The sequence below is a fragment of the Spirosoma aerophilum genome (assembly GCF_054782495.1).
Window position 1 is genome coordinate 112,530 of record NZ_BAAGSJ010000001.1, and the last position, 21,628, is coordinate 134,157.

Below are 21,628 nucleotides of genomic sequence, written 5' to 3' on the forward strand. Positions count from 1 at the left end.
TCCCAAGATGATGAAAACGATTTTAGTACTCTGCACGGGCAATTCGGCCCGGTCGCAAATGGCCCACGGCTACCTTCAGCATTTTGCCGGAGACCGCGCTACGGTCTACAGTGCCGGGGTGGCTCCGCACGGTGTCAACCCGCTGGCCATTCAGGCAATGGCCGAAGATGGTGTCGATATTTCGCACCATACCTCCAACCATGTCGATGAATACGTGAATCTCCCCATTGACTATGTTATTACCGTTTGCGACAATGCCCGTGAACAGTGTCCTTACTTCCCATCGACGGCGGAACTGATTCACCACAGTTTTACGGACCCGTCCCACGCCCCGGAAAGCGAGCGACTGGCGCAGTTTCGGGTAGTTCGGGACCAGATCAAACAGTATAGTGAGCAATTTATTAACGAGCGGCTACCCGAGTCGGCAGGTGCATGAATACGGAAACGCTAACGGGCAAACCCGCCAAACGACAACTCTCGTTTCTGGACCGCTACCTGACACTCTGGATATTCGGGGCCATGGCTCTGGGCATTCTACTGGGAAATCTATTTCCCCAAATCGAGCAGTCGCTGAACGCCTACCAGCAGGGAACAACCAACATTCCGCTGGCCATTGGGCTTATCCTGATGATGTACCCGCCCCTGGCCAAAGTCCGATACGACCAGTTGCCACAGGTGTTCCGGAACCGAAAGATTCTGCTTCTTTCGTTGGTACAAAACTGGCTTATCGGGCCGGTCCTGATGTTTGCGCTGGCCGTTTTACTGCTGCCCGACAAGCCGGAATACATGACCGGTCTGATCATGATCGGCATTGCCCGTTGCATCGCCATGGTGATTGTCTGGAACGATCTGGCCCTCGGCGACCGCGAATACGTAGCGGGGCTGGTTGCGTTTAACAGCGTTTTTCAGGTGCTTTTCTATTCGGTCTACGCTTATGTTTTTGTCACGATCTTACCACGCCTGTTTGGGTTACCAGGCATGACGATCGATATAAGCATCGGGCAGATTGCCGAAAGCGTATTCATCTACCTGGGCATCCCGTTCATAGCCGGTATGTTGTCCCGCTGGCTACTGACCCGCTGGAAGGGTCAACATTGGTACGAAACTCGTTTTCTACCGACGATCAGCCCGATTACGCTGGTCGCCCTGCTCTTTACCATTGTGGTGATGTTCAGCCTGAAGGGCCGTCTGGTACTGGAATTACCGGGCGATGTGCTACGGATTGCGCTCCCGCTGGTTATCTACTTCGGGCTGATGTTTTTTGCCGCCTTTTATCTGGCCAAACGCGCCGGAGCCGACTACCCCAAAAGCACGTCACTCGCCTTTACGGCCGCTGGTAATAATTTCGAGCTGGGCATTGCCGTTGCCATTTCGGTATTTGGTATCAACTCCGGTGTGGCGTTTGCCGCCGTAATCGGACCGCTTATCGAGGTGCCGGTGTTGATTCTGCTGGTCAACTTTGCGCTCAAACAGCAGCCAAAGTTTCATTGACGGGGGGAGATAGTCGTTAGCTTGCTGACTACCTCCACCCCAGGCCAGTCTCCGGAACCCCGGACTACCCCGACCCCGAACCCCGGACTACCCCGTACCCCCGGCCCCGGACTACCCCGGACTACCCCGTACCCCCGGACTACATCCGGGGATATCCACAGTCAACCCCTTCGGGGTAGGTAGCTTGAGGGGGTGGCTTTTTTGTGCTAGTTGATCGCAACCAGACGTTGCGGTGTAGCTACCGGCGTCGCAGTGCCGAGTTGCACCCGTTTAACAATGCTGGCACCGCTGGCCGAGCTGAACTCCAACTCGTATGTTCCATTTGGCAGATCGTCTACGTTAAGTTGCAAACGAGCCTGGGTTTGTCGTCTGCCCATTTGTTGCGTAAACAGATAATTACTCTGGCCCGCTTCACGCAAGCGGATACTGACTGGCTCAGCAGTTGTTTTGTCGACAGCCAGCTTGATTTTGTTATTCTTCGTCACGTAGACGCTGGCGTCGAAGGAAGCCGGTTTTGTTGGGTTGGTCGGATTGGCTAATAAAGGTGTGGCGCTTAAAAAGAGAGCGGCAACGGTTTTGGCGAAAGCGGAAGTAAGTGAGTTGTTCATGGCAGTATGTTGTTGTTTTACGTGATTTTTAAGTTCACATAGTATATGCCAACAAGTATGCCAACAGAAATACACTACTGGAAATCAATAACTTAGTTTAAAATGTCATTTTTCAGGATGTACGATAGTGGACAAGTTTGGTCCGCTATCGTACAAATCAGCAAGGTAATGAGTTAAAAGCGGTGAGGGTCAGATTAACCGTTTATCTACGCTTGCTCCTACCGCAAGAAATGGCGTTTATCAGACAGACTTGACCAATTGGAAAAACTCAACAAATTAATAAACAGACGATACGGGAATGTGCTCGGCCTTCGAAAAAGCGGTGCGATAGCCAGTCTCAATCCGTGCCAGTTCAGTCCGTTTTCCCTGAAGGGCAAGCGCCTTGTGAAGGCCTACCAAAGACCACCCATTGCCAGGATGATGCAACAGATCCTCCCGGTATACCGCTTCGGCCTCTTTCGCCTTTTTCAATTGAAGCAGATAGGCACCCAAAAATTGCCGGGCCGGTAAAGGCCAGTCACTGGGTTCCGTATAGATCAATTGATCTTCCAGACTAATAGCCTGATTGAGAGCCGCAAAAGCCGGATCGTATGCCTTTTGAGCGAACTGTATTGATGCGTCCAGAATATAGCCGGCCGTGCGGGCTACGGGCAGGGGTGCGTTGAAGGGAATGCGTCGCTTTTCAAGAACAGGATCACGCAATCGCTCTTGAAGCAGCTTCAGTTCCTGTTGAGCTCCCGCCGTTTGCCCAAGAGCCACCAGCGCCATACCTCGCGAAAAATGATCCAGCAACATGCCATAGGCCCAGTCACTCTGCGGTTTTGGTGTCGCCAGTATTTCATTCCATTTACCCAATCTCACCAGCGTCAGCGAGGGCAACATATACAGGTATTGGTCATAGGTATTTCCGGCTACCGGCGAGACGGATTTTCGACAGCGCAGGGCATCCTTCAGGCCAATTTCATACATCCCTCCGGTCAGGGCGCAGTAAGTCTGGACAGCGAAATAATGGGGCGACTGTTTCATCAGATTCAAATGAGCTGCCAGCGAATCGTAGGTCAATAAATTGGCATCGGCTTTATCATTGACTATCACTCCCTGCTCAAAAAGCCCGTTTCGCTGGTATTCATGGCTCGCCATGTGAACCATATGCGCAACGCCCGGCAGCAATGTTTTGAGCTTATCAGCATTGGGCAAAGCTACCTCCGGTTGTCGGGACGCTTCGGTCAGGTGAATCTGATAATGCAGCGCAGCCGGATGATTCGGGTATTGTTTGAGTACATTCCCGGTCAGGTCGACGACTTCCTGCGTCCAGGCTTTCGGCTTACCATCGGGCGTCCAGAAATCCCAGGCATGAATCAACATGATAGCGTCTACATACAGCATCTTGATTTCCGGGTCGTCATATTCAGGAATTAGTTCTTTGGTCGCCGACGCATAGGCTTCGTTAAGTTTTTTCCGATCTTCCCCAACCGTCCCGGATGCATATCGGGTGTTCATCGCCTGAATCAGCCTTTTCTCTTTCACACTGGCATACGGGCTGAGTTCATTCATACGGGTCAGGATCGTGGGCATGTCGGCGGGAACGGTATAAGTATGAGCCGCATTGTAATAAGGGCCTCCCGCCAGAGCCTGCCCCCACCAGGCCATCGGGCACGAAGGGTCCTGACGAGCGGCTTCTTTAAAGGATGCCATTGCTTCCTTCATATGGTAGCTATAGTACATCGTCAGACCCTGATTGAAGTAGAACTGAGCACTATCCGACCGGGTAGAAATTGGATACGAATGATTCCCCCAACCCGGCAGGGGAACGATAAACTTCCCATTTTCCAACCGGTTGATACGGCCGCTGGCTTCCGTGCCGCACATGGTGATATAGGTGCTGGTCTCCGCAATGGAAGAGGGCTTGAGAACGAAAAAGGCGGTTAGGAAAAGAGGCAGGATTAAAATCCAAAAAACAGCTTTCATATCGGTATGTTTTTTTCAAAAGAGGATGAACCGCCCCGGATCAACGACTCGCTATGGATGGTTATCAATAAGGAATATAGGCTTTTTCGTTGTGTTCGCACACCACCCTTTACCAAACGGTCGCACAGCGTGGCTGAGGAAGAGCCTGCCAACCAACCTACCGTCCATTTCATAATTGGCTAACCATTGCCCGAATCAGCGCCGTCAGTTTTGGTTCGGCCAAGGCAGCAGCAGCCAGAATCTTGACCAGTTCCGCTTTTTCGAGTGTGTCGGGGAAACACAAATCCGTAATGACAGATACGCCAAAAACGGCCATACTGAGCTGATTGGCTACGATTACCTCCGGCACCGTAGACATACCCACCGCGTCGGCACCCCATTGGCGCAGCATCCGGTATTCGGCGCGGGTCTCTAACTGCGGCCCCGTTACACTTACGTATACGCCACGCTTAAGGGAAATTCCCAGATCAGCGGCAATCGAAAAGGCAAGATCGATCAGTGATTTTCGGTAGGGCTCACTCATATCCGGGAAGCGTTCGCCAAAAATGGGTGGATTCGGACAAATCAATGGATTTTGCGGCAACAGCAAACTAATATGATCGTCGATCACCATCAGATCGCTCGTTTGGAAAGCCGGATTCATGCCCCCGGCGGCATTGGAAACAAGCAGCGTCTGTATGCCCATAGCATGCATCACCCGCACCGGAAACGTCACCTGCTGCATGCTGTAGCCTTCATAATAATGAAAGCGCCCCTGCATAACCACTACCGGTTTACCAGCCAGCGTCCCGATCAGTAATTTACCCGAATGAAATTCAACCGTGGAGAGGGGAAAATGAGGAATTATCTCGTAGGGAATGGTCGTCTCGATGGTTATTTCATTGGCCAGGGCACCAAGTCCGGTACCGAGAATGATACCAACGGTGGGCCGAAGGGTTGTTTTTGATTGAATAAATTGAGCAGTTTCCTGAATCTGTTCGAGCATGATTACAAAGCGGGGTATCTTTTCCAACAAAGTAACGGCTTGCCAACGTAATCAGCTAGTTATTTCTGATCTCGACTCGACGGGATCTCAAGGCTTAACCTGCGTCAATATTTCTCCTACACCGAATGACAACATGAACAGTTCTGGCAAAAACGGCTTCTCGCTGCCTGCACTTCATCTGATAATAAAACAAATTCCAATAAAAATAATAATAGTTCTTGCTTTGCTTAAACGATTAACTTTATATTTGTTTGATTTTGTTACCGGACTCTACTTATTCCACCAGCAGGGTAGCTTAATCCGATAAATGAAGCATGAGTAAGACCAAGGTGTCTATAAAAGATATAGCCCAGAAGGCCGGTGTCTCCACCGCTTTAGTGTCTTATGTATTGAATGGAAAAGAAAAAGAAAGTCGGGTTGGACAGGAAATAGCCACAAAGGTCAGGCAGATAGCTGCCGAGCTTAACTACCAGCCGAGCCATCTGGCCAAGAGTTTACGAAGCGGCAAAACGCATACGATCGGCCTGATCATTGCCGACATATCGAACCCGTTCTTCGCCAACATTGCCCGGGTGGTTGAGGATGAAGCAAAACGAAACGGATATACAGTTATTATTGGAAGCTCAGATGAAAACGCCAGCAAATCGCGGGATTTACTGGAGGTACTGATCAACCGACAAGTAGATGGCTTTATCATTGTCTCTTCGGAAGATTCGGAGGACCAGATTCGCTCTCTGAACGACAAGAACATTCCAGTTGTGCTGTTAGACCGGTACTTCCCGGATATACCCATCGATTTTGTTTCGACAGACCATTATCAGGCATCATATGACGCAGGCACCCACTTAGTCAGAAATCAGTACCAGCACATTGGCATGATCGCTTACGATTCGCAGCTGTTTCATATGCAGGAGCGAATTAGGGGGTATCAGGACGCACTTAGGGATAACGACGTGCCCGAACATGCGCATTGGCTGAAACGGGTAAAGATCAGTGCCATCGACACCGGCGTAAAAGCAGCCATCGACACCATGCTGGCTATTGACCAGCCCGTTGACGCACTCCTGTTTGCCACCTACAGCCTGGCAGTAAGCGGGCTGAAATATATAAATGAACTAGGCATCAAGGTACCGAACGATCTGGCTATCGTCAGCTTTGGACAGGCCGAAGTATTTGAACTGTATTACTGCCCGATCACCTATTTAAAACAGCCTATTGTGCTGTTGGGCCAGCGGGCGGTGGAATTATTAGTGAAAAAATTAACCCATAAACCCACTGAACCGGCGCAGATACTTATGAAAGCAGAGTTGATCGAACGAGCCTCGTCAAAAACCAAAAAAAGCCTGACCACTTAGTTTTACGCGTTTGCTTAAACGATTAAGCAGGCATGAACAAAGCCCTTATATTGACTACTCCTAAACCTTAATCTGATTCTCTCCGATGATGCCGTAGATGTCATCATAGGACATCACGAACCCAGAGTGCCTTATTCTGACTACTTCCTAAACCTTGATTGACTATTCCTAAACCTTAATTTGCCTTCCTTAACTTTATGGAAAGACGAAACTTTCTCAAGTCAGCGCTCGTCGGTTCAACCGCTCTCTGGGCGGGTTGGCCGACGAGCCTGGCCCAGGCACCCCCGAAACTTAAAATCACAAAAATCAGGTATTACAGCGCCCCCGGCTACAACAAACCCCTGTTCAACCAGGCGCGCGGCATTGTCGAGATCTACACCGATGGGGGTATTATCGGCATTGGCGAAGGTGGGTCCAAAGACATGATTGAGCAATGCGCCCAGATGATGATCGGCGAAAACCCGTTCCGCATCGAGCACATCTGGCAAAACGTGTACCGGGGTATGTTCTATCCGCCGGGCCGCGAGAAGCTGCACGCACTGGGTGCGCTGGAAATGGCCCTCTGGGACCTTAAGGGGAAAGCGCTGGGCGTACCCGTTTATGAATTGCTCGGCGGAGCCACGCGGGATTATGTCGAATGTTACGCCACAGGTTTCCGGGCTTCCAAAGCCAAAACCGAAGAAGAACGCGCCAGAGACTGTATAGAAGCCGGTCTGCGCGCCTATCGTATCGGTCCAACTGGCGGCAATGGCGAGCAGCCATTTGACTTTTACGACAACGCGAAAAAGACCATCGAACTTTGTAAACGTATCGACTCGGCCGTTGGCGGTGGCGGCAAATGGGCGCTCGACCTGCATACCCGTTTCGACACCACCGAAGGGATCAAGATCTGCAAGGCGCTGGAAAACATGGAGCCTTACTTCGTCGAAGACATTGTCCGCTCCGAAAATCCGGCTGTATATAAAACCGTTCGGCAGATGACCACCGTGCCTATTGCCGTGGGCGAGCAATTCGGCGACCGCTGGGACATTAATGAGTTCATCGAACAACGCCTGATCGACTATACGCGGGTAACCTTACCCAATACCGGCGGTATCGGGGAGTTTAAAAAGATAGCCTCTCTGTGCGAGACGCACTACGCCGGCATGATTCCGCACTTCACCGGGCCACTGTCCACGGCGGCACTGGTGCACGTTCTGGGCTCCAGCAGCCCCACCCGCTGCCTGATGGAACTGGGCGGTGGCGAGCCCGAGCGACCCGCTTATTTCAATGAGGATTTTATAAACTTCAAAAACGGCAAACTCTATCTGAATCCCGAGCCGGGTTTAGGCGTCAAATTCGACCCGAAGAAAGCAACGTTCGTCTTGGAGGTCGCGGCCAAAACGGAGTTCCCGCACCCGATCCTGAAAAGCCCCGACGGCGCCATCCACAACTGGTAAGCATATCCCTCATACAACCTGAAGATCGATTAACAGCCTGATGATGTAATTCCCGGTCCTCTGTCTTTGACAGGGTTGGGGTAACTCATTTCATTTCAATCAGAAATTAGAATTATATCAATACAACACATTGATATTCAAGGACAGTTCAGTACTCATTCCTCCACCTAAATCTCTGTTACACATGAATAAAGCTCTAATCTTTCTTTGTTGTCTGCTCCTGAGTGTCGGTCTGGCACATGCCCAGACGAACCGGATAACCGGTAAGGTAACCGGTACAGACAAGCAGCCATTACCCGGTGTGAACGTACTGGTCAGTGGTACATCCATCGGTACCGCCACGGATGCCTCGGGCAACTACGCGATCAATGCACCAGGCAATGCCTCGCTGATTTTCTCCTACATCAGCTACGTCAGCCAGACAGTACCCGTCAACAATCGCTCGGTCGTGAACATCGAACTGGCCGAAGATGCCAAGGCCATTGATGAGGTCGTGGTAACGGCGCTCGGGATCAAGCGGGAGGCTAAAACGTTGGGATATGCCACCGCAACGGTCAATGCCGAACAGATCAACGTGAACAGGACGCCCAATTTCATGAGTGGATTACAGGGCAAAATGGCCGGTGTTAACATCACGTCTATGGGGACAGGCCCCGCCGGAACCGCTAAAATCCGCATCCGGGGGCAGTCGTCGTTTAGCGGACAGAACAACCCGCTGATTGTGGTAAACGGTGTCCCGATCGACAACTCCAATTTTTCGCTAGGGGGTGATTTCGGCAACCGGGCCTCCAACAGTTCGGACGGTGGCGATGGGCTGAGCAGCATCAATCCCGATGATATTGAAGAGATGACCGTATTGAAAGGGGCCACGGCGGCCGCCCTCTACGGCTCACGCGCCAAGGATGGCGTGGTGATGATCACGACCAAAAGCAAAGGCTCCGGAAAGGGCTTCGGCGTTACCTACAACACCAACTTCACGACCGATACCCCACTGGACTTCACCGACTTCCAGTACGAATACGGGCAGGGCGAAGGCGGCAAACGACCCACTACACCTAACCCGACCTCCGGCGTGTGGAGCTTCGGAGAGAAGTTCCAGCCGGGCATGACGCAGATTCTGTTCGATAATAAGACGTATCCCTACGAGCCCGTTTATAACCGGGTGCGGCAGTTTTATCGGGTCGGTACCAATTTCACGAATACCGTTACGGTCTCAAACAGCGGCCAGAACGGCGGTTTCAGCCTGTCGTTTGGCAACACCGATAACCGGGGCATCATGGAAAACAACACCTTCAATCGGAAGGTGATCAACCTGGGATTCACCCAGAACATTACCTCCAGGCTCACGGCGCTGGGAAACATCAACTACTCCCTGGAAAAGAATGTCAACCCGCCCCAGCTCAACACCCAGGACCTGTCGGTCTCGACGGTAATTTTCACACTGGCCAATTCAATGCCGTTTCAGGCTTTACGGGAAAACCAGACGCTGCCCAATGGCGATGAGTTCGTTTTCTCGCGGTTCCTGGTTCGGAACAATCCCTACTATTCTATGAGCCGCAAATTCGAAAACGTCAATCGAAATCGTCTTTTTGGTAATGTAGCTCTTAAATACCAGTTCACCGACTGGCTGTATGCACAGGCCCGTCTGGCGCAGGATTTTTACGTCCGCAATCAGGAGTACAACATCCCGAACGGTTACGCCCCCATTGCCCGCGCTCCGGTGGGCTTTGTGAACGGCTCTTACACGCAGGATGTCCGCCAGAACACCGAACGGAATCTCGACCTGATCCTCGGCATGAACAAGACGTTTGGCACGATCGGCGTGGACGTCACACTGGGTGGTAACCACCGCTATGCCCGCAACGACTACAACAGCGTGTCGGTACAGGATTTTGTGCAGCCGGGCCTGTACACCGTCATGAACGGACGCATCAAAGACCCGCTCTACAGTCTGGCGGAGAAAAAGATCAACTCCGTATTTGGGGCGGCTACGGTATCCTACAAAGACTTTCTGTTTTTGAGCGCCACAGCCCGCAATGACTGGTTCTCGACGCTGGCTCCCTCCAACCGGAGCATCCTGTATCCATCCGTCACGAGCAGCTTCGTATTCTCGCAGGCGTTCGATAACATGCCCGCCTGGCTGTCGTTCGGAAAGTTAAGGGCGGCTTATGCGCAGGTGGGATCGGATAACGTCGACCCCTACTCCAACGCCCTGTATTTTTCGGTAGACAATAACTCCTTCCCGAACCCCTCCGGAGCGCCAGTGCCCGTGGGCGGTATCAATGCAACGGTTGTTCCGAACAAAAACCTGCGTCCACTCCGCATTCAGGAGGCCGAAGTAGGCCTGGAACTGAAGCTGTTCGCCAACAAAGTCGGCTTTGACTTCACGTACTACCACAAAACAACGGACGATCAGATTCTGGCCGCTCAGGTTTCCGATGCCTCGTCGTACACCAGCAAGTTGATCAACGTAGGCCGGAGTATGAACCAGGGACTTGAGATGCTGTTAACCTTTTCGCCCGTCCGGACGAACGCCTTCCGCTGGGATGTCAGCGCCAACGTATCGTACAATACCTCCAAGGTGCTGAAACTTGGCTTATCGCCCAACGACACCGTCATTACCGTCAGCAGTGGCGGTGGCCGAACCCTGAATCAGGTAGTGGGCAAGCCGATCGGGCAGTTGTATACCTTCACCTACCTGCGGGATGCGCAGGGTCGGCAGGTGTTCGACGCCAACAGCGGAATGCCGCTTCGGAATAATACTCTGAAAAACGTGGGCAACGCCCTGCCCAGTTATTTCGGTGGTATCACCAACACCTTCAACTACCGGGGCATCGTGCTGTCGGCCCTGATCGACTTTAAGCTGGGCCACAAAATGATTGCGGGCCGCAATATCAACTACATGCGCCACGGCTTGTCGAAACGGACCTTGCCGGGTCGGGATGTGGGCTATGTGATCGGCAACGGGGTCAATCCAAACGGCGAGATCAACCAGACAAGAGCCGCCGTACAGCCTTTCTACGAATCCATTAACCCGCTGGGCATCAATGAAGATTTCGTTTTCAATGCCGGGTTCTGGAAACTGCGCCAGATCTCACTGGGCTACGATTTCGACAAGCTCCTGCCTAAAGGATTTTTCCTGAAAGGTTTACGGCTGAATGCGGTAGCCAACAACGTCCTGATCATTAAAAAGTGGACCGAGAACATGGATCCGGAAGAAGTGTTGGTGTCGTCGGACAACGCCGTTGGGCTGGATTTCTGGCCGGGCCTGCCGCCTACCCGCAGCATAGGCTTCAACCTCAACGCCCGATTCTAATTTCTCTGTCATTCCTCAGGATGACAACAACCAAACGACAGGAATCATGAAAACAAATCTCAAACATATACTTACCCTGGTTCTCTCGATAAGCCTGCTTTCGGGCTGTGATGAAGGGTTTACTGAACTGAATACGAACCGTGTCAACCCAACGGCGCTGGCCCCTTCGCTGGTGCTCAACAAAGCCATTATCAACACCACTTACCTCGACGGCTTTGGCACGCTGGGTATGCTGACGTACAATTTCGGCATTGTGCAGCAGATCATTACGCCTTACGGCAGTTCACTGTCGGGGGCTAACTACGATCAGGTCAACGGGAGCAATACCCCGCTGGTCTGGACCAATTTCTACCGCAACGTACTGAAACAGCTGGTAGCCGTGCTGGACCAGACCAAGAGCGATCCCCTTCAAGTCAACACGTATAACGCAGCTCGCATCTGGAAAGCCTACATGTTCATGATCCTGACCGATACCTACGGTGATGTACCGTATTTCGAAGCGGGACAGGGCTACACAAATGAGATCATCTCCCCCAAATATGACGCCCAGCAGGCTATCTACAAGGACATACTGAAGGAACTCGACGAAGCATCGGCCGCGCTGACGACCACACAGCCTGCCGTCACCACCGATATTCTGTACGGTGGCGACCCGGTGAAGTGGAAGAAACTGGGTTACTCGTTCATGCTTCGGGCGGCCATGCGGTTAACCAAAGTCGATCCGGCCACGGCGCAATCGTATGTAACAAAAGCGGTAACGGGTGGAGTTTTCCAGTCCAACGCCGACAACTCCATTATCCGGCACACGGCCATTTACAACAACTACATTGCCAATCACTTGGCCGCCCGCGAGAAAACCAATTTCTACCTCGCGGCTCCGTTCGTCAATTACCTGAAAGAAAACAACGACCCGCGACTGCCCATTTTTGCGGTTCGCTACGTTGGGGCCAAAGGCGGTCAGGAACAGACAGCCTCCCGGGCCTCCTCCGACCCAAAAGTACAGATTGGCATGCCGATGGGCTACAATGACGTGTCTATCACAACGACACTAGCCCAAAACGGAGTAGCCAGTCTGTGGGATTATAGCCAGGTGAATCTAAGCACCGTATTGAAGCTGGACGCTCCCGAGTTTCACATCACCTATTCGCAGGTGCAGCTGCTGCTGGCCGAAGCCGCAGTTCGGGGCTGGGTGACGGGCTCGGCGGCCGACTATTACGCCAAAGGGATCCGGGCCAATCTGGAACAGATGGCCTCCTACGGATCACCCGTTTCGGAAGCCGATATAAAGGCGTATCTAGACACTCACCCATTGGATGCAGCCAAAGCGCTGGAGTTGATAAACACCCAATACTGGGTAGCCACCTTCCTGGATGGCAATGAGTCCTTCGCCAATTTCCGGCGATCTGGCTTCCCTGCCCTGAAGAAAAATCCGTATCCCGGCTCTGAGGTCAAGGGCGACTTTATCCGACGTTTGCCCTATCCGGATAGCGAAATCGTCGTCAACTCGGCAAACCTGAATGAAGCCATCACCCGGCAGGGACCGAACACCCTCGATACACGGGTGTGGTGGGATAAGAAGTAGGGATTTACCCCTCCCCAACCCCTCCCCTAAAAAAAGGGGAGGGGCTAAAAAAAGCAACACAACTAACTGACTATGTGCACCCTCTCTTTTTTTTAGGGGAGGGGCCGGGGGTGGGGTAAATTCTCCAGGCATCCTGCTTACAACCTATTAAACTTTCTTTTTCTCACATGAATAAACCTGATCAAAGTCGTCGCGACACGTTGAAAATGCTAGGATTCGGCTCGTCGGCCGGTCTGTTAAGTCTGTTTGGTGGCATCTCCACCGCCGAAGCCCGTGAACAGCAGGGAACCCCGCAGTATGCCAAAGGATTGGCACCTGTCAAGATCAAAAGTGTGAAGGCCATTGCCACTGCGCCACAAGGTTCGAATCTGATCGTGGTAAAAGTGGAAACAACGGAGCCCGGCCTCTATGGCCTTGGTTGTGCGACTTTCACCCAACGGGCAGCCACCGTCATTGTCGCCATCAACACCTACCTCAACGAGTTCTGCGTGGGCAAAGACGTCGACAATATCGAAGACATGTGGCAGGCAGCTTATGTCAGCTCGTACTGGCGGAACGGGCCGGTGCTTAATAACGCGCTCTCCGGTCTCGACCAGGCATTGTGGGACATTAAGGGGAAACGGGCCAATATGCCGGTTTATCAGCTGCTGGGCGGCAAAGTGCGCTTTGCCATTCCGTGCTACACCCACGCGGGCGGCAATACGCCGGAGGCAGCCGCAGATAGTGTCAAGAAATTCATGGCAGATGGGTTCAAGTACATCCGCATCCAGCAGGGCGGCTACGGAGCGGTAGGTGCCACCGCCGATAAGCCCGACTTCAAAGTCGCCAATTTTGGGGGTGAAACCGACAATTATATGAACGAACGGCTTTACCTGAAGTCGGTTCCCAAGATGTTTGAGATCGTCCGCAAGCAGTGCGGGGATGAGATCGAACTGCTCCACGACATTCATGAGCGCGTTCAGCCCATCGACGCCATCAACATGATCAAACAGGTGGAAGAGTACCGGCCTTTCTTCATCGAAGATCCCTTCTCGCCCGAAAACATGAAATGGTTTGCCAACCTTCGGCAGGCTACGTCGGTGCCCATTGCTATGGGTGAATTGTTCAACAACATCAACGAGTTTAAAGAGCCGATGGTCAACCAGTGGTTCGACTTTATCCGGATACACGTGTCCCAGATCGGGGGCATCACTCCAGCCATGAAAGTAGCGCGGCTGGGCGAGTGGTTCAACATCCGCACGGCCTGGCACGGACCGGGCGACGTGTCGCCGGTGGGACACGCGGCTCACGCGCACATCGACCTGGCGGTCTGGAACTTCGGCATTCAGGAAGCGGTGCAGTTTTCGGAGAAGACGCAGGCCGTTTTCAGCGGCTGCCCCACGATGAACAAGGGCTACATGTCGGTCAACGAGGTGCCGGGATTAGGGGTCGACATCAACGAGAAAGAAGCCGCCAAATACCCCATCTCGACCAAGTCGAACTGGCAGGTACGGAAGATGGACGGAACGATTATCCGGCCGTGATTTAGTGAAGTGGGGTGAATGGTGTCGGGTTCTTTGGGTGATGTCGGGTTTAAGAACCCGACACCACCCACTCTACCTACTTCACTACTCCACCACTCTACCCATTTCACTACCTAACTACTCCACTTACTCCACCAAATACAATCCTAAACCCAAATGAAATCATTAAATAAAAAGCCGGGCATGTCCCGTCGGGCGGCCATACAATCGGTGCTGGGTGTGACGGGCGTAGCGGCCCTAAAGCTTCCACAATCGTCGTATGCGGCCAGTCCGGGCCACTTTGCCGATTACAGTAAAGTGAAGATTACCAGGCTGGAAACCTTTCTGGTCAAGCCCCGCTGGATCTTCCTGAAAATTCATACCGACGTGGGCGTCGTGGGGCTGGGCGAACCACTGCTGGAAGGCCGGGCGCTGACCATCCAAACGGCCATCAAAGAAGTGGAGCCGTACCTGATCGGGAAAGACCCTCGCCACATTGTTCACCACTGGCAGGCCATTTACCGCCATGCCTTTTACCGGGGTGGCCCCATCCTGACCAGTGCCCTGAGCGGCATCGACCACGCCCTGTGGGACATCAAAGGCAAGCTCCTGAATGTGCCCGTCTACGAACTGCTGGGCGGCCCCACCCGCGACCGGGTGCGCGTGTACGGACGCGCCAGTTCGGGCGAGGAGATCAAGAAACGAAAGGCCGAAGGCTATACGGTTATCAAAACGGGTGTCTTCAAAAAAGACCCGGCCAACATTGTCGAAAACCCGCGATTCGTCCGCAATGCGATCAACAATTTTGCTGAACTGCGGCAGGCCGGTGGCGACGACATGGATATTGCCATCGACTTCCACGGCAGCATTCCGCCCCAAACGGCCAAGATTCTGATCAAAGAGCTGGAACGTTACCAGCCCATGTTCGTGGAGGAGCCCTGCCAGGCGCAGAACGTCGATACAATGGTCGACATTGCGCGGGGCACCCACCTGCCCATTGCCGCCGGAGAGCGAATTTTCACCAAGTGGGGCTTCCGCGAGCTGCTGGAGAAAAAAGCCGTCAGCATCGTCCAGCCCGACCTCTGCCACGCGGGCGGCATTACGGAAGGTCGTCTGATTGCGGGCATGGCCGAAGCGTATTACGTACCCATCGCCCCGCACAACCCGATGGGTCCGATCTCGCTGGCCGTTGGGCTGCAACTGGCCGCCAGTGTGCCCAATTTCCTGGTGCAGGAGCAGGTGTCGCTGGGGGAAGGCTACATTAAGAACCCGTTCAAATTACAGAAAGACGGTACCGTCATGATCCCGCAGGGCCCCGGGCTGGGCGTCGAACTGGACGAAGCGCAGTTGAAAGACAAGATCGGCCACGACTGGAAAAACCCCGAATCGTACAATGCGCTCGACGGGTCGGTAGTGGACTGGTAGTTCGCTAACCCAGTCTACCCCACCCCAACCCCTCCCCTAAAAAAAGGGGAGACGGTCGGCCGCTGCCGGGCTCCGTAACGGGTTACTCCTTTTTAGCCCCTCCCCTTTTTTTAGGGGAGGGGTTGGGGTGGGATAATTTCTAATAAGCAAATTTCAATACCCTTAACTTTCCTTATACTCAATCAATTTTCTCATGAAAAAGCATGTAAAACTTTTCTTTTTGCTACTGCTACTCTGCCGGGGGTATGCCTTCGCACAGAACGCAAGAATTACGGGCACGGTCATCGGGCCCGACAATCAGGGGCTGCCGGGGGTCAATGTTCAGGTGAGCGGCACCACACTGGGTACGGCCACCGATGCAACGGGCCTTTTTACATTGAATGCGCCTGCCAACGGGTCGCTGGTGTTTTCGAACATCGGCTATGTGAGTCAGACGGTAGCGATTGACGGGCGTCAGGTTGTGAACGTCAAGCTGGTCGAAGATCAGAAAACGCTGAGCGAAGTGGTCGTGGTGGGGTATGGTACACAGCGCAAGACAGACGTTACCGGTGCGCTGTCGGCCATTTCGACGAAGGAATTTGCCCAACAACCCGTTACGCGCATCGATCAGGTGTTGCAGGGTCGTGCGGCCGGGGTGCAGGTAACACAGGCAACGGGGGCGCCCGGTGGCGATGCCCGTATCCGGATTCGGGGAGCCAATTCGGTGCTGGGGAGCAACAACCCGCTCTATGTAGTGGATGGCTTTGTGGGGGCCGATTTCAACTTCATAAACCCCAGCGATATCGAAACGCTTCAGGTGCTGAAAGATGCCGCTTCGACTTCAATTTACGGAAGTCGCGGGGCCAATGGCGTGGTGATCATTACCACCAAGAAAGGCGCACGGGGGATTAAAGTAAATTACGAAGGGCAGGGTAGTGTATCGAGCGTCATCAAGACATACGATGTGCTGCCCGCCGGTGAATTTGCCGAGATCGTGAACGCCCGCGCCACGGCTACCGGCTCCAACCTCCCTTTTACCACCGACCAGATTGCTCAGTTTAAACAGAACGGCGGCACCGACTGGCAGGACATTGTGTTCCGAACGGGCAGCGGCCAGCAGCACCAGATCACGGTTTCGGGGGGGGGCGACAAAACGACCTTTCTCATTTCCGGAAATTACGTCAACCAGAACGGTATTGTGGAGAACAGCGGCTTCAAACGCTATATTCTGCGTACCAACCTGAATACCCAAATCAACGATAAGCTTTCGCTCCGCCTGAATCTATGGGGCACGAAGTCACGGAACCACAACACCAACGGGGGCGGAGCCATCATTCAGGCACTGGCCTGGGCACCCACTACTCCCGCCTACGGAACGGATGGGCAGCCTACCTTTACCGACCCCATTGGTTCGGTGTACCGGAACCCGATCGACTACCTTTATGATCAGGCCGTCGATCTGGATCGGTCGTCCATTAACGTCAATGGCGGTTTGAATTACAAGCTTCCCATCAAAGGGCTCACGCTTGATTTGCAGTACGCGGTCAATTACCTAAACGCCCAGAACCTGAACTTCTCGGGGAAACGGCTCTCCAACAATAACCCGAGCGCCAGCCGCTTTTCGTCGGAGCAGGTGACCTTGCAGAACACGAACTCGCTGAACTATACCGTAGCCTTTGGCCACCACTCCATCAACGCGGTGGCCGTGCTGGAAACGCAGCAGTTCACCGATAATAACTTTACGGCTACGGCTACGGGGCTGCGCTTTCCGCAACTCGGCTACAACAACATTGGCGGCAACTCGGCGGCTTCGGTAGGGTCCGGCTTTCAGAAATGGACGCTGCTTTCGCTGTTGGGCCGGGTGAACTACGCCTATAAAGACAAATATCTGGTAACGGCGGCCGTTCGGCAGGATGGCTCGTCGAAGTTCAGCCCCGAGAACCGGAACAGCGTCTTCCCCTCGCTGGCACTGGGCTGGCGACTGTCGGAAGAGGAGTTCATCAAAAAAATGAACGTGTTCAGCAACCTCAAGCTGCGTGGAAGCTGGGGCATGACGGGCAGTCAGGCCATCAACCCCTACGCTACCTTATCGCCTTACAACACCACCTTCGTGGCTTTCAACAACACAGCGGCTGTGGCGGGGGTGATTCAGGGAAATCAAGGCAACCGGAACCTTAAATGGGAAACGACCAAACAAACCGACGTCGGTCTGGAGATGGAATTCTTCAACGGACGGTTACGATTCGAAGCTGATTACTTCAAGAAAAACACCACCGATCTGCTCTTGAACGTTGCCCTGCCAAGTTATGCCGGTGGCGGTACGCAGACCCGCAACGTGGGCGAAATCGAGAATAAGGGATTTGAATTGTCGCTCGGTGGAACGCCCTTCGACAAAGGTGGCTTCCGTTGGGAAACGAACCTGAACTTTTCGACCCTGAAAAATCAGGTCATCAGTCTGGGCGGACTACCCCGGCTGGGCACCGGCACCGGTGTGGGCGCGGGTATGTCGACTACCAACGAGTTCATGCTGAAGCCCGGCGAACCCCTCGGGTCATACTGGGGCCTTCAATACCTCGGCACGTTCAAGCCCAACGAGGCTGACCTGGCCGCCAAATTCGGACGTGTTCCCGGCGACCCGCATTACCAGGACCTCAACGGCGACAACTCCATTACGACCGACGATTTTCAGATTATCGGCCGGGCGTTCCCGAAAGCAACCGGCGGCTGGAACAACACCTTCACCTACAAAGGCCTAACGCTGAACGTGTTCTTCAACGGTGTTTTCGGCGTCGACAAACTTAACTACACGCGGGCGGCTGCGCTTTCGGGCGCGGGCGACGCCCGTCAGTTCATCCTGTCTGAAATCCGCGATTATTACCGGCCGGGCAACGAAACCTCCGATGTACCCGCGTTTACGAGAACCTACCAGCCGTTTACCCAGTCGAGCCGTTTCCTGGAAGATGGCAGTTTCGTCCGGCTCAAAAACGTGAGTTTATCGTACAACTTACCGGCATCTGTACTTAAAAACAAGGCAAACGCCCGGGTATTCTTCAGCGCTACGAACCTGCTGACCTTCACGAAATACAAAGGCCCGGACCCGGAATCGAGCAGCGTTGGCTCCGGTACTGATACCGCGATTGGCATCGACTACGGCTCTTATCCTAACTCAAAAACCTACACCATTGGCCTGAACCTCGGTTTCTAAGCCCTTACTCTTCGCTAGTATGAAAAAGATATTGATCTGTTTACTCGCTGCGGCTTTAACAACGGGCTGCAAAAATTACCTCAACGAAGACACCACCGGCCTGCTGTATGGCCCCAATGTACTGTCTACTCAGGACGGTCTGGAATCGGCACTGACGGGGGCTTACAAAGGACTGGGCTCCCAATGGTCGTATGGCTTTATTCACCCGTCGGCCAATGCCGCGGTGCTGGGGGCCGACGATGTGACCACCCACCCGGCCAGTAACAAAGCCGACTGGCGGGAGTTCGACCAGTTCAACGTATCGACCACCAACCAGCGGTCGGGGGCGGTGTATAATGGTTGTTATAAAGCCATTCAGGGCGCTAACAATGTCATTAACAACTATGCCAAAACGGTTGGCACCAAGGCCACAATCGACATCATTGCGGGCGAAGCCTACTTCATCCGGGGCTTTTCCTACTATTGGCTGACGCGCTTTTACGGCAACATTCCGCTCGTTACGGCGGGTGAATATTCGGACAGTTTGCTGACCATCAAAAAATCGACGGTAGCGCAGGTGTATGACCTGATTGTGTCGGACCTGAAGAAAGCTGAAACGATGCTCCCCAACACCCGGCGCGATCCGGGTCGGCCCAACGCGGGTTCGGCGAAGGCGTTTCTGGCCGATGTGTACCTGACAATGGCGGGCTGGCCGTTGAAGCAGACCGACAAATACGATCTGGCAGCGGCCAAAGCCAAAGAGGTCATCGATAACCGCGCGCTGTATGGTTTTCAGTTGATGCCCACCTTTGCCGCCGTCTTCGACAATGACCCGGCGGTATCCATCATCCCCGAATCGGTCTATCAAATCAGCGGCTTTGCGGCTGGCAGCGGCACGGCCAATGCAACCTATGGCAACACCGCAATGCCCGGCGAAGAGGGCGGCTGGGACGACATGTTCGCAGAACTAAACTTCTTCAATACCTTTCCCGAAGGTCCCCGGAAGGACAAGACATTCCGGACGCAGTTTGGCTTGGGAACTAGCACCATTCCGTGGCAGCAGAGCCTGACCCGGCACCCGTATTATCAGAAGTGGTACATCAAAGGCAACATCGTAACGTCAAGCATTTCGCTGCCGTCGGTCATGATGCGGTACGCCCACGTGCTGACCATCTATGCCGAAGCCAAAGCACGGGGCACCGGTGGCCCCGATCAGGCAGCCTACGATGCGCTCAACCAGGTACGACTACGGGGACGGGCCACCGGAACAAAGGCGCTAACTCCCGGCGATGGATTGACCGCCACCCAGTTTGCCGATGCGGTGGTAGAGGAACGGGCATGGGAATTTGCCGCCGAGCGGACCCGCTGGTTCGATCTGGTTCGGCTCGAACAGGTAGAAGCTGCCAACGCCAAAAAGAGCCCTGACGACTTACAGCCGATCAAAGCGATTACAAAAGCCAATTACTGGTTTCCGCTGCCGTATAGCGATACGTCGTTGAACCCGAATTTGAATTAGTGGAGTAGGTGACGTGGTGTCGGGTCTGAGGACCCGACACCACAAATTAGATACGTTCAACAAAAGATAGAAAACTAAACCGAAAGCACTACCCCTCGAAGACAGCCAGCTCCCTCCCCTTTTTTTAGGGGAGGGCTGGGATGGGGTTAATACCGACCAACCCGCCATGACGACCCCAACCACTCTGAAACGAATCCTCCTACCCGCTTTCACCCTGATCGGCTTAAGCGGCACGACTTTACCCCTGACCGACTGGCCACAGGCTGACCTGTCGAATGGCATCATCCAGACGACGCTTTATCTGCCGGATGAGCAGCAGGGCTATTATCAGGGTACGCGTTTCGACTGGTCGGGGGCGTTCAAGAGTCTGACCTACAAAGGACATAGCTTCGTTGAGCAGTGGTTTGAGAACTACGACCCCAAGATGCACGACGCCATCAACGGCCCCGCTGAAGAGTTTACACCCCTGGGTTATGCTGACGCCAAACCCGGCGAGACGTTTGTGAAAATTGGCGTAGGTATCCTTCGCAAACCTGCTGACAAACCCTACACCTTTGCGACCTACTACGACGTTGCCGACCACGGCCAATGGACCGTGAAACGACACAAAGACCGTATTGACTTCACGCACGAGCTGAGCGATGCAACAGGCTATGGGTACCGCTACACAAAAACGGTGAGACTCGTAAAAGGGAAACCGGAGTTGGTGCTGGAGCATAGTCTGAAAAACACCGGCAAGCTGCCCATCCAGACGAGCGTGTACGACCATAACTTCTTCATTCTGGACAAAGAACCCACCGGCCCCGGCATCAGCATCCAGTTTCCGTATGACGTAAAAGCCGAAGGAAAAGGGTTCGGGAGCGTCATTCTGCCTCAGGGAAACCGGTTCGTCTACGCCCGTGATCTGGAGAAAAGGGAGAATGTGTATACGGCCGGGGTGCAGGGCTTCCGTCCAACTCCTGAAGATTACAACATCCGTATTGAGAATCAGAAGACAGGGGCGGGCATCCACATCACCAGCGATCAGCCCATGGAAAAGCTGGTGTACTGGGCCTGTGCTACCACCTCCTGCCCGGAGCCGTACATCCGACTGGAAGCAGCCCCCGGTCAAGAAGTGACCTGGAAAATACAGTATGAATTTTATGAGAAAGGGAGGTAGCGTTTTTTGTTAGCAGTTTAACCACCCCCAACGCCCTCCTAAAACAGGAGGGGGCTATTCAGAAGGCAACCTTATTTAAGCTCCCTCCTGTTTTAGGAGGGCGTTGGGGGTGGTCTCTT

General features: G+C 53.6%; 14 protein-coding genes. 11 read left to right on the plus strand and 3 right to left on the minus strand.

What is annotated here, in order from left to right:
• The first annotated feature begins 10 nt into the window (after window positions 1–10).
• Both ACYVK4_RS00500 and arsB read left to right on the plus strand, forming a co-directional pair.
• Entirely contained in the window at window positions 11–436 is a 426-nt protein-coding gene (locus ACYVK4_RS00500) for an arsenate reductase ArsC (protein ID WP_461125522.1), read from the plus strand.
• On the plus strand, window positions 433–1,491 hold the full coding sequence (gene arsB / locus ACYVK4_RS00505; RefSeq protein WP_461125523.1) for an ACR3 family arsenite efflux transporter: 1,059 nt from the start codon (window positions 433–435) through the stop codon (window positions 1,489–1,491). Before ACYVK4_RS00500 ends, arsB begins: the two co-directional genes overlap by 4 nt.
• A gap of 206 nt (window positions 1,492–1,697) precedes the next feature.
• On the opposite strand, the gene ACYVK4_RS00510 is transcribed toward arsB, so the two are convergent.
• From ACYVK4_RS00510 to ACYVK4_RS00520, 3 genes are all read right to left on the minus strand, one after another.
• A complete protein-coding gene (locus ACYVK4_RS00510) occupies window positions 1,698–2,099 on the minus strand; it encodes a hypothetical protein (RefSeq protein ID WP_461125524.1) in 402 nt (133 codons plus the stop codon).
• 276 nt (window positions 2,100–2,375) lie between these two features.
• On the minus strand, window positions 2,376–4,067 hold the full coding sequence (locus ACYVK4_RS00515) for a tetratricopeptide repeat protein (protein WP_461125525.1): 1,692 nt from the start codon (window positions 4,065–4,067) through the stop codon (window positions 2,376–2,378).
• A 169-nt stretch (window positions 4,068–4,236) separates the two neighbouring features.
• Window positions 4,237–5,052: a purine-nucleoside phosphorylase gene (locus ACYVK4_RS00520; protein ID WP_461125526.1), complete on the minus strand. Its 816-nt coding sequence runs from the start codon at window positions 5,050–5,052 to the stop codon at window positions 4,237–4,239.
• A 314-nt stretch (window positions 5,053–5,366) separates the two neighbouring features.
• On the opposite strand from ACYVK4_RS00520, the gene ACYVK4_RS00525 reads away from it, so the two are divergent.
• The 9 genes from ACYVK4_RS00525 to ACYVK4_RS00565 all read left to right on the plus strand — a co-directional run bounded on the left by ACYVK4_RS00525 (window position 5,367) and on the right by ACYVK4_RS00565 (window position 21,509).
• Entirely contained in the window at window positions 5,367–6,407 is a 1,041-nt protein-coding gene (locus tag ACYVK4_RS00525) for a LacI family DNA-binding transcriptional regulator (RefSeq protein WP_461125527.1), read from the plus strand.
• 197 nt (window positions 6,408–6,604) lie between these two features.
• The gene (locus ACYVK4_RS00530) at window positions 6,605–7,846 is read left to right on the plus strand and encodes a mandelate racemase/muconate lactonizing enzyme family protein (RefSeq protein WP_461125528.1); all 1,242 of its coding nucleotides are present in this window, start codon (window positions 6,605–6,607) and stop codon (window positions 7,844–7,846) included.
• A 184-nt stretch (window positions 7,847–8,030) separates the two neighbouring features.
• Window positions 8,031–11,162: a SusC/RagA family TonB-linked outer membrane protein gene (locus ACYVK4_RS00535; RefSeq protein ID WP_461125529.1), complete on the plus strand. Its 3,132-nt coding sequence runs from the start codon at window positions 8,031–8,033 to the stop codon at window positions 11,160–11,162.
• Window positions 11,163–11,208: 46 nt separating this feature from the next.
• Window positions 11,209–12,744 (plus strand): SusD/RagB family nutrient-binding outer membrane lipoprotein, encoded by a 1,536-nt coding sequence (locus ACYVK4_RS00540; RefSeq protein ID WP_461125530.1) that lies wholly within the window; start codon window positions 11,209–11,211, stop codon window positions 12,742–12,744.
• A gap of 167 nt (window positions 12,745–12,911) precedes the next feature.
• Entirely contained in the window at window positions 12,912–14,267 is a 1,356-nt protein-coding gene (locus tag ACYVK4_RS00545; protein WP_461125531.1) for an enolase C-terminal domain-like protein, read from the plus strand.
• Between the two features lie 156 nt (window positions 14,268–14,423).
• A complete protein-coding gene (gene dgoD, locus ACYVK4_RS00550) occupies window positions 14,424–15,671 on the plus strand; it encodes a galactonate dehydratase (RefSeq protein WP_461125532.1) in 1,248 nt (415 codons plus the stop codon).
• Window positions 15,672–15,864: 193 nt separating this feature from the next.
• Window positions 15,865–18,855, plus strand: a complete 2,991-nt coding sequence (locus ACYVK4_RS00555; RefSeq protein ID WP_461125533.1) for a SusC/RagA family TonB-linked outer membrane protein — start codon at window positions 15,865–15,867, stop codon at window positions 18,853–18,855.
• 19 nt (window positions 18,856–18,874) lie between these two features.
• Entirely contained in the window at window positions 18,875–20,350 is a 1,476-nt protein-coding gene (locus ACYVK4_RS00560) for a RagB/SusD family nutrient uptake outer membrane protein (protein ID WP_461125534.1), read from the plus strand.
• 166 nt (window positions 20,351–20,516) lie between these two features.
• A complete protein-coding gene (locus ACYVK4_RS00565; protein ID WP_461125535.1) occupies window positions 20,517–21,509 on the plus strand; it encodes a hypothetical protein in 993 nt (330 codons plus the stop codon).
• Window positions 21,510–21,628: the final 119 nt, after the last annotated feature.

Excerpts from the sequence above, each read along its gene's own strand:
- ACYVK4_RS00500 (WP_461125522.1), top strand. The coding sequence starts at position 11 with ATGAAAACGATTTTAGTACTCTGCACGGGCAATTCGGCCCGGTCGCAA.
- arsB (WP_461125523.1), top strand. The coding sequence starts at position 433 with ATGAATACGGAAACGCTAACGGGCAAACCCGCCAAACGACAACTCTCG.
- ACYVK4_RS00510 (WP_461125524.1), bottom strand. The coding sequence starts at position 2,099 with ATGAACAACTCACTTACTTCCGCTTTCGCCAAAACCGTTGCCGCTCTC.
- ACYVK4_RS00515 (WP_461125525.1), bottom strand. The coding sequence starts at position 4,067 with ATGAAAGCTGTTTTTTGGATTTTAATCCTGCCTCTTTTCCTAACCGCC.
- ACYVK4_RS00520 (WP_461125526.1), bottom strand. The coding sequence starts at position 5,052 with ATGCTCGAACAGATTCAGGAAACTGCTCAATTTATTCAATCAAAAACA.
- ACYVK4_RS00525 (WP_461125527.1), top strand. The coding sequence starts at position 5,367 with ATGAGTAAGACCAAGGTGTCTATAAAAGATATAGCCCAGAAGGCCGGT.
- ACYVK4_RS00530 (WP_461125528.1), top strand. The coding sequence starts at position 6,605 with ATGGAAAGACGAAACTTTCTCAAGTCAGCGCTCGTCGGTTCAACCGCT.
- ACYVK4_RS00535 (WP_461125529.1), top strand. The coding sequence starts at position 8,031 with ATGAATAAAGCTCTAATCTTTCTTTGTTGTCTGCTCCTGAGTGTCGGT.
- ACYVK4_RS00540 (WP_461125530.1), top strand. The coding sequence starts at position 11,209 with ATGAAAACAAATCTCAAACATATACTTACCCTGGTTCTCTCGATAAGC.
- ACYVK4_RS00545 (WP_461125531.1), top strand. The coding sequence starts at position 12,912 with ATGAATAAACCTGATCAAAGTCGTCGCGACACGTTGAAAATGCTAGGA.
- dgoD (WP_461125532.1), top strand. The coding sequence starts at position 14,424 with ATGAAATCATTAAATAAAAAGCCGGGCATGTCCCGTCGGGCGGCCATA.
- ACYVK4_RS00555 (WP_461125533.1), top strand. The coding sequence starts at position 15,865 with ATGAAAAAGCATGTAAAACTTTTCTTTTTGCTACTGCTACTCTGCCGG.
- ACYVK4_RS00560 (WP_461125534.1), top strand. The coding sequence starts at position 18,875 with ATGAAAAAGATATTGATCTGTTTACTCGCTGCGGCTTTAACAACGGGC.
- ACYVK4_RS00565 (WP_461125535.1), top strand. The coding sequence starts at position 20,517 with ATGACGACCCCAACCACTCTGAAACGAATCCTCCTACCCGCTTTCACC.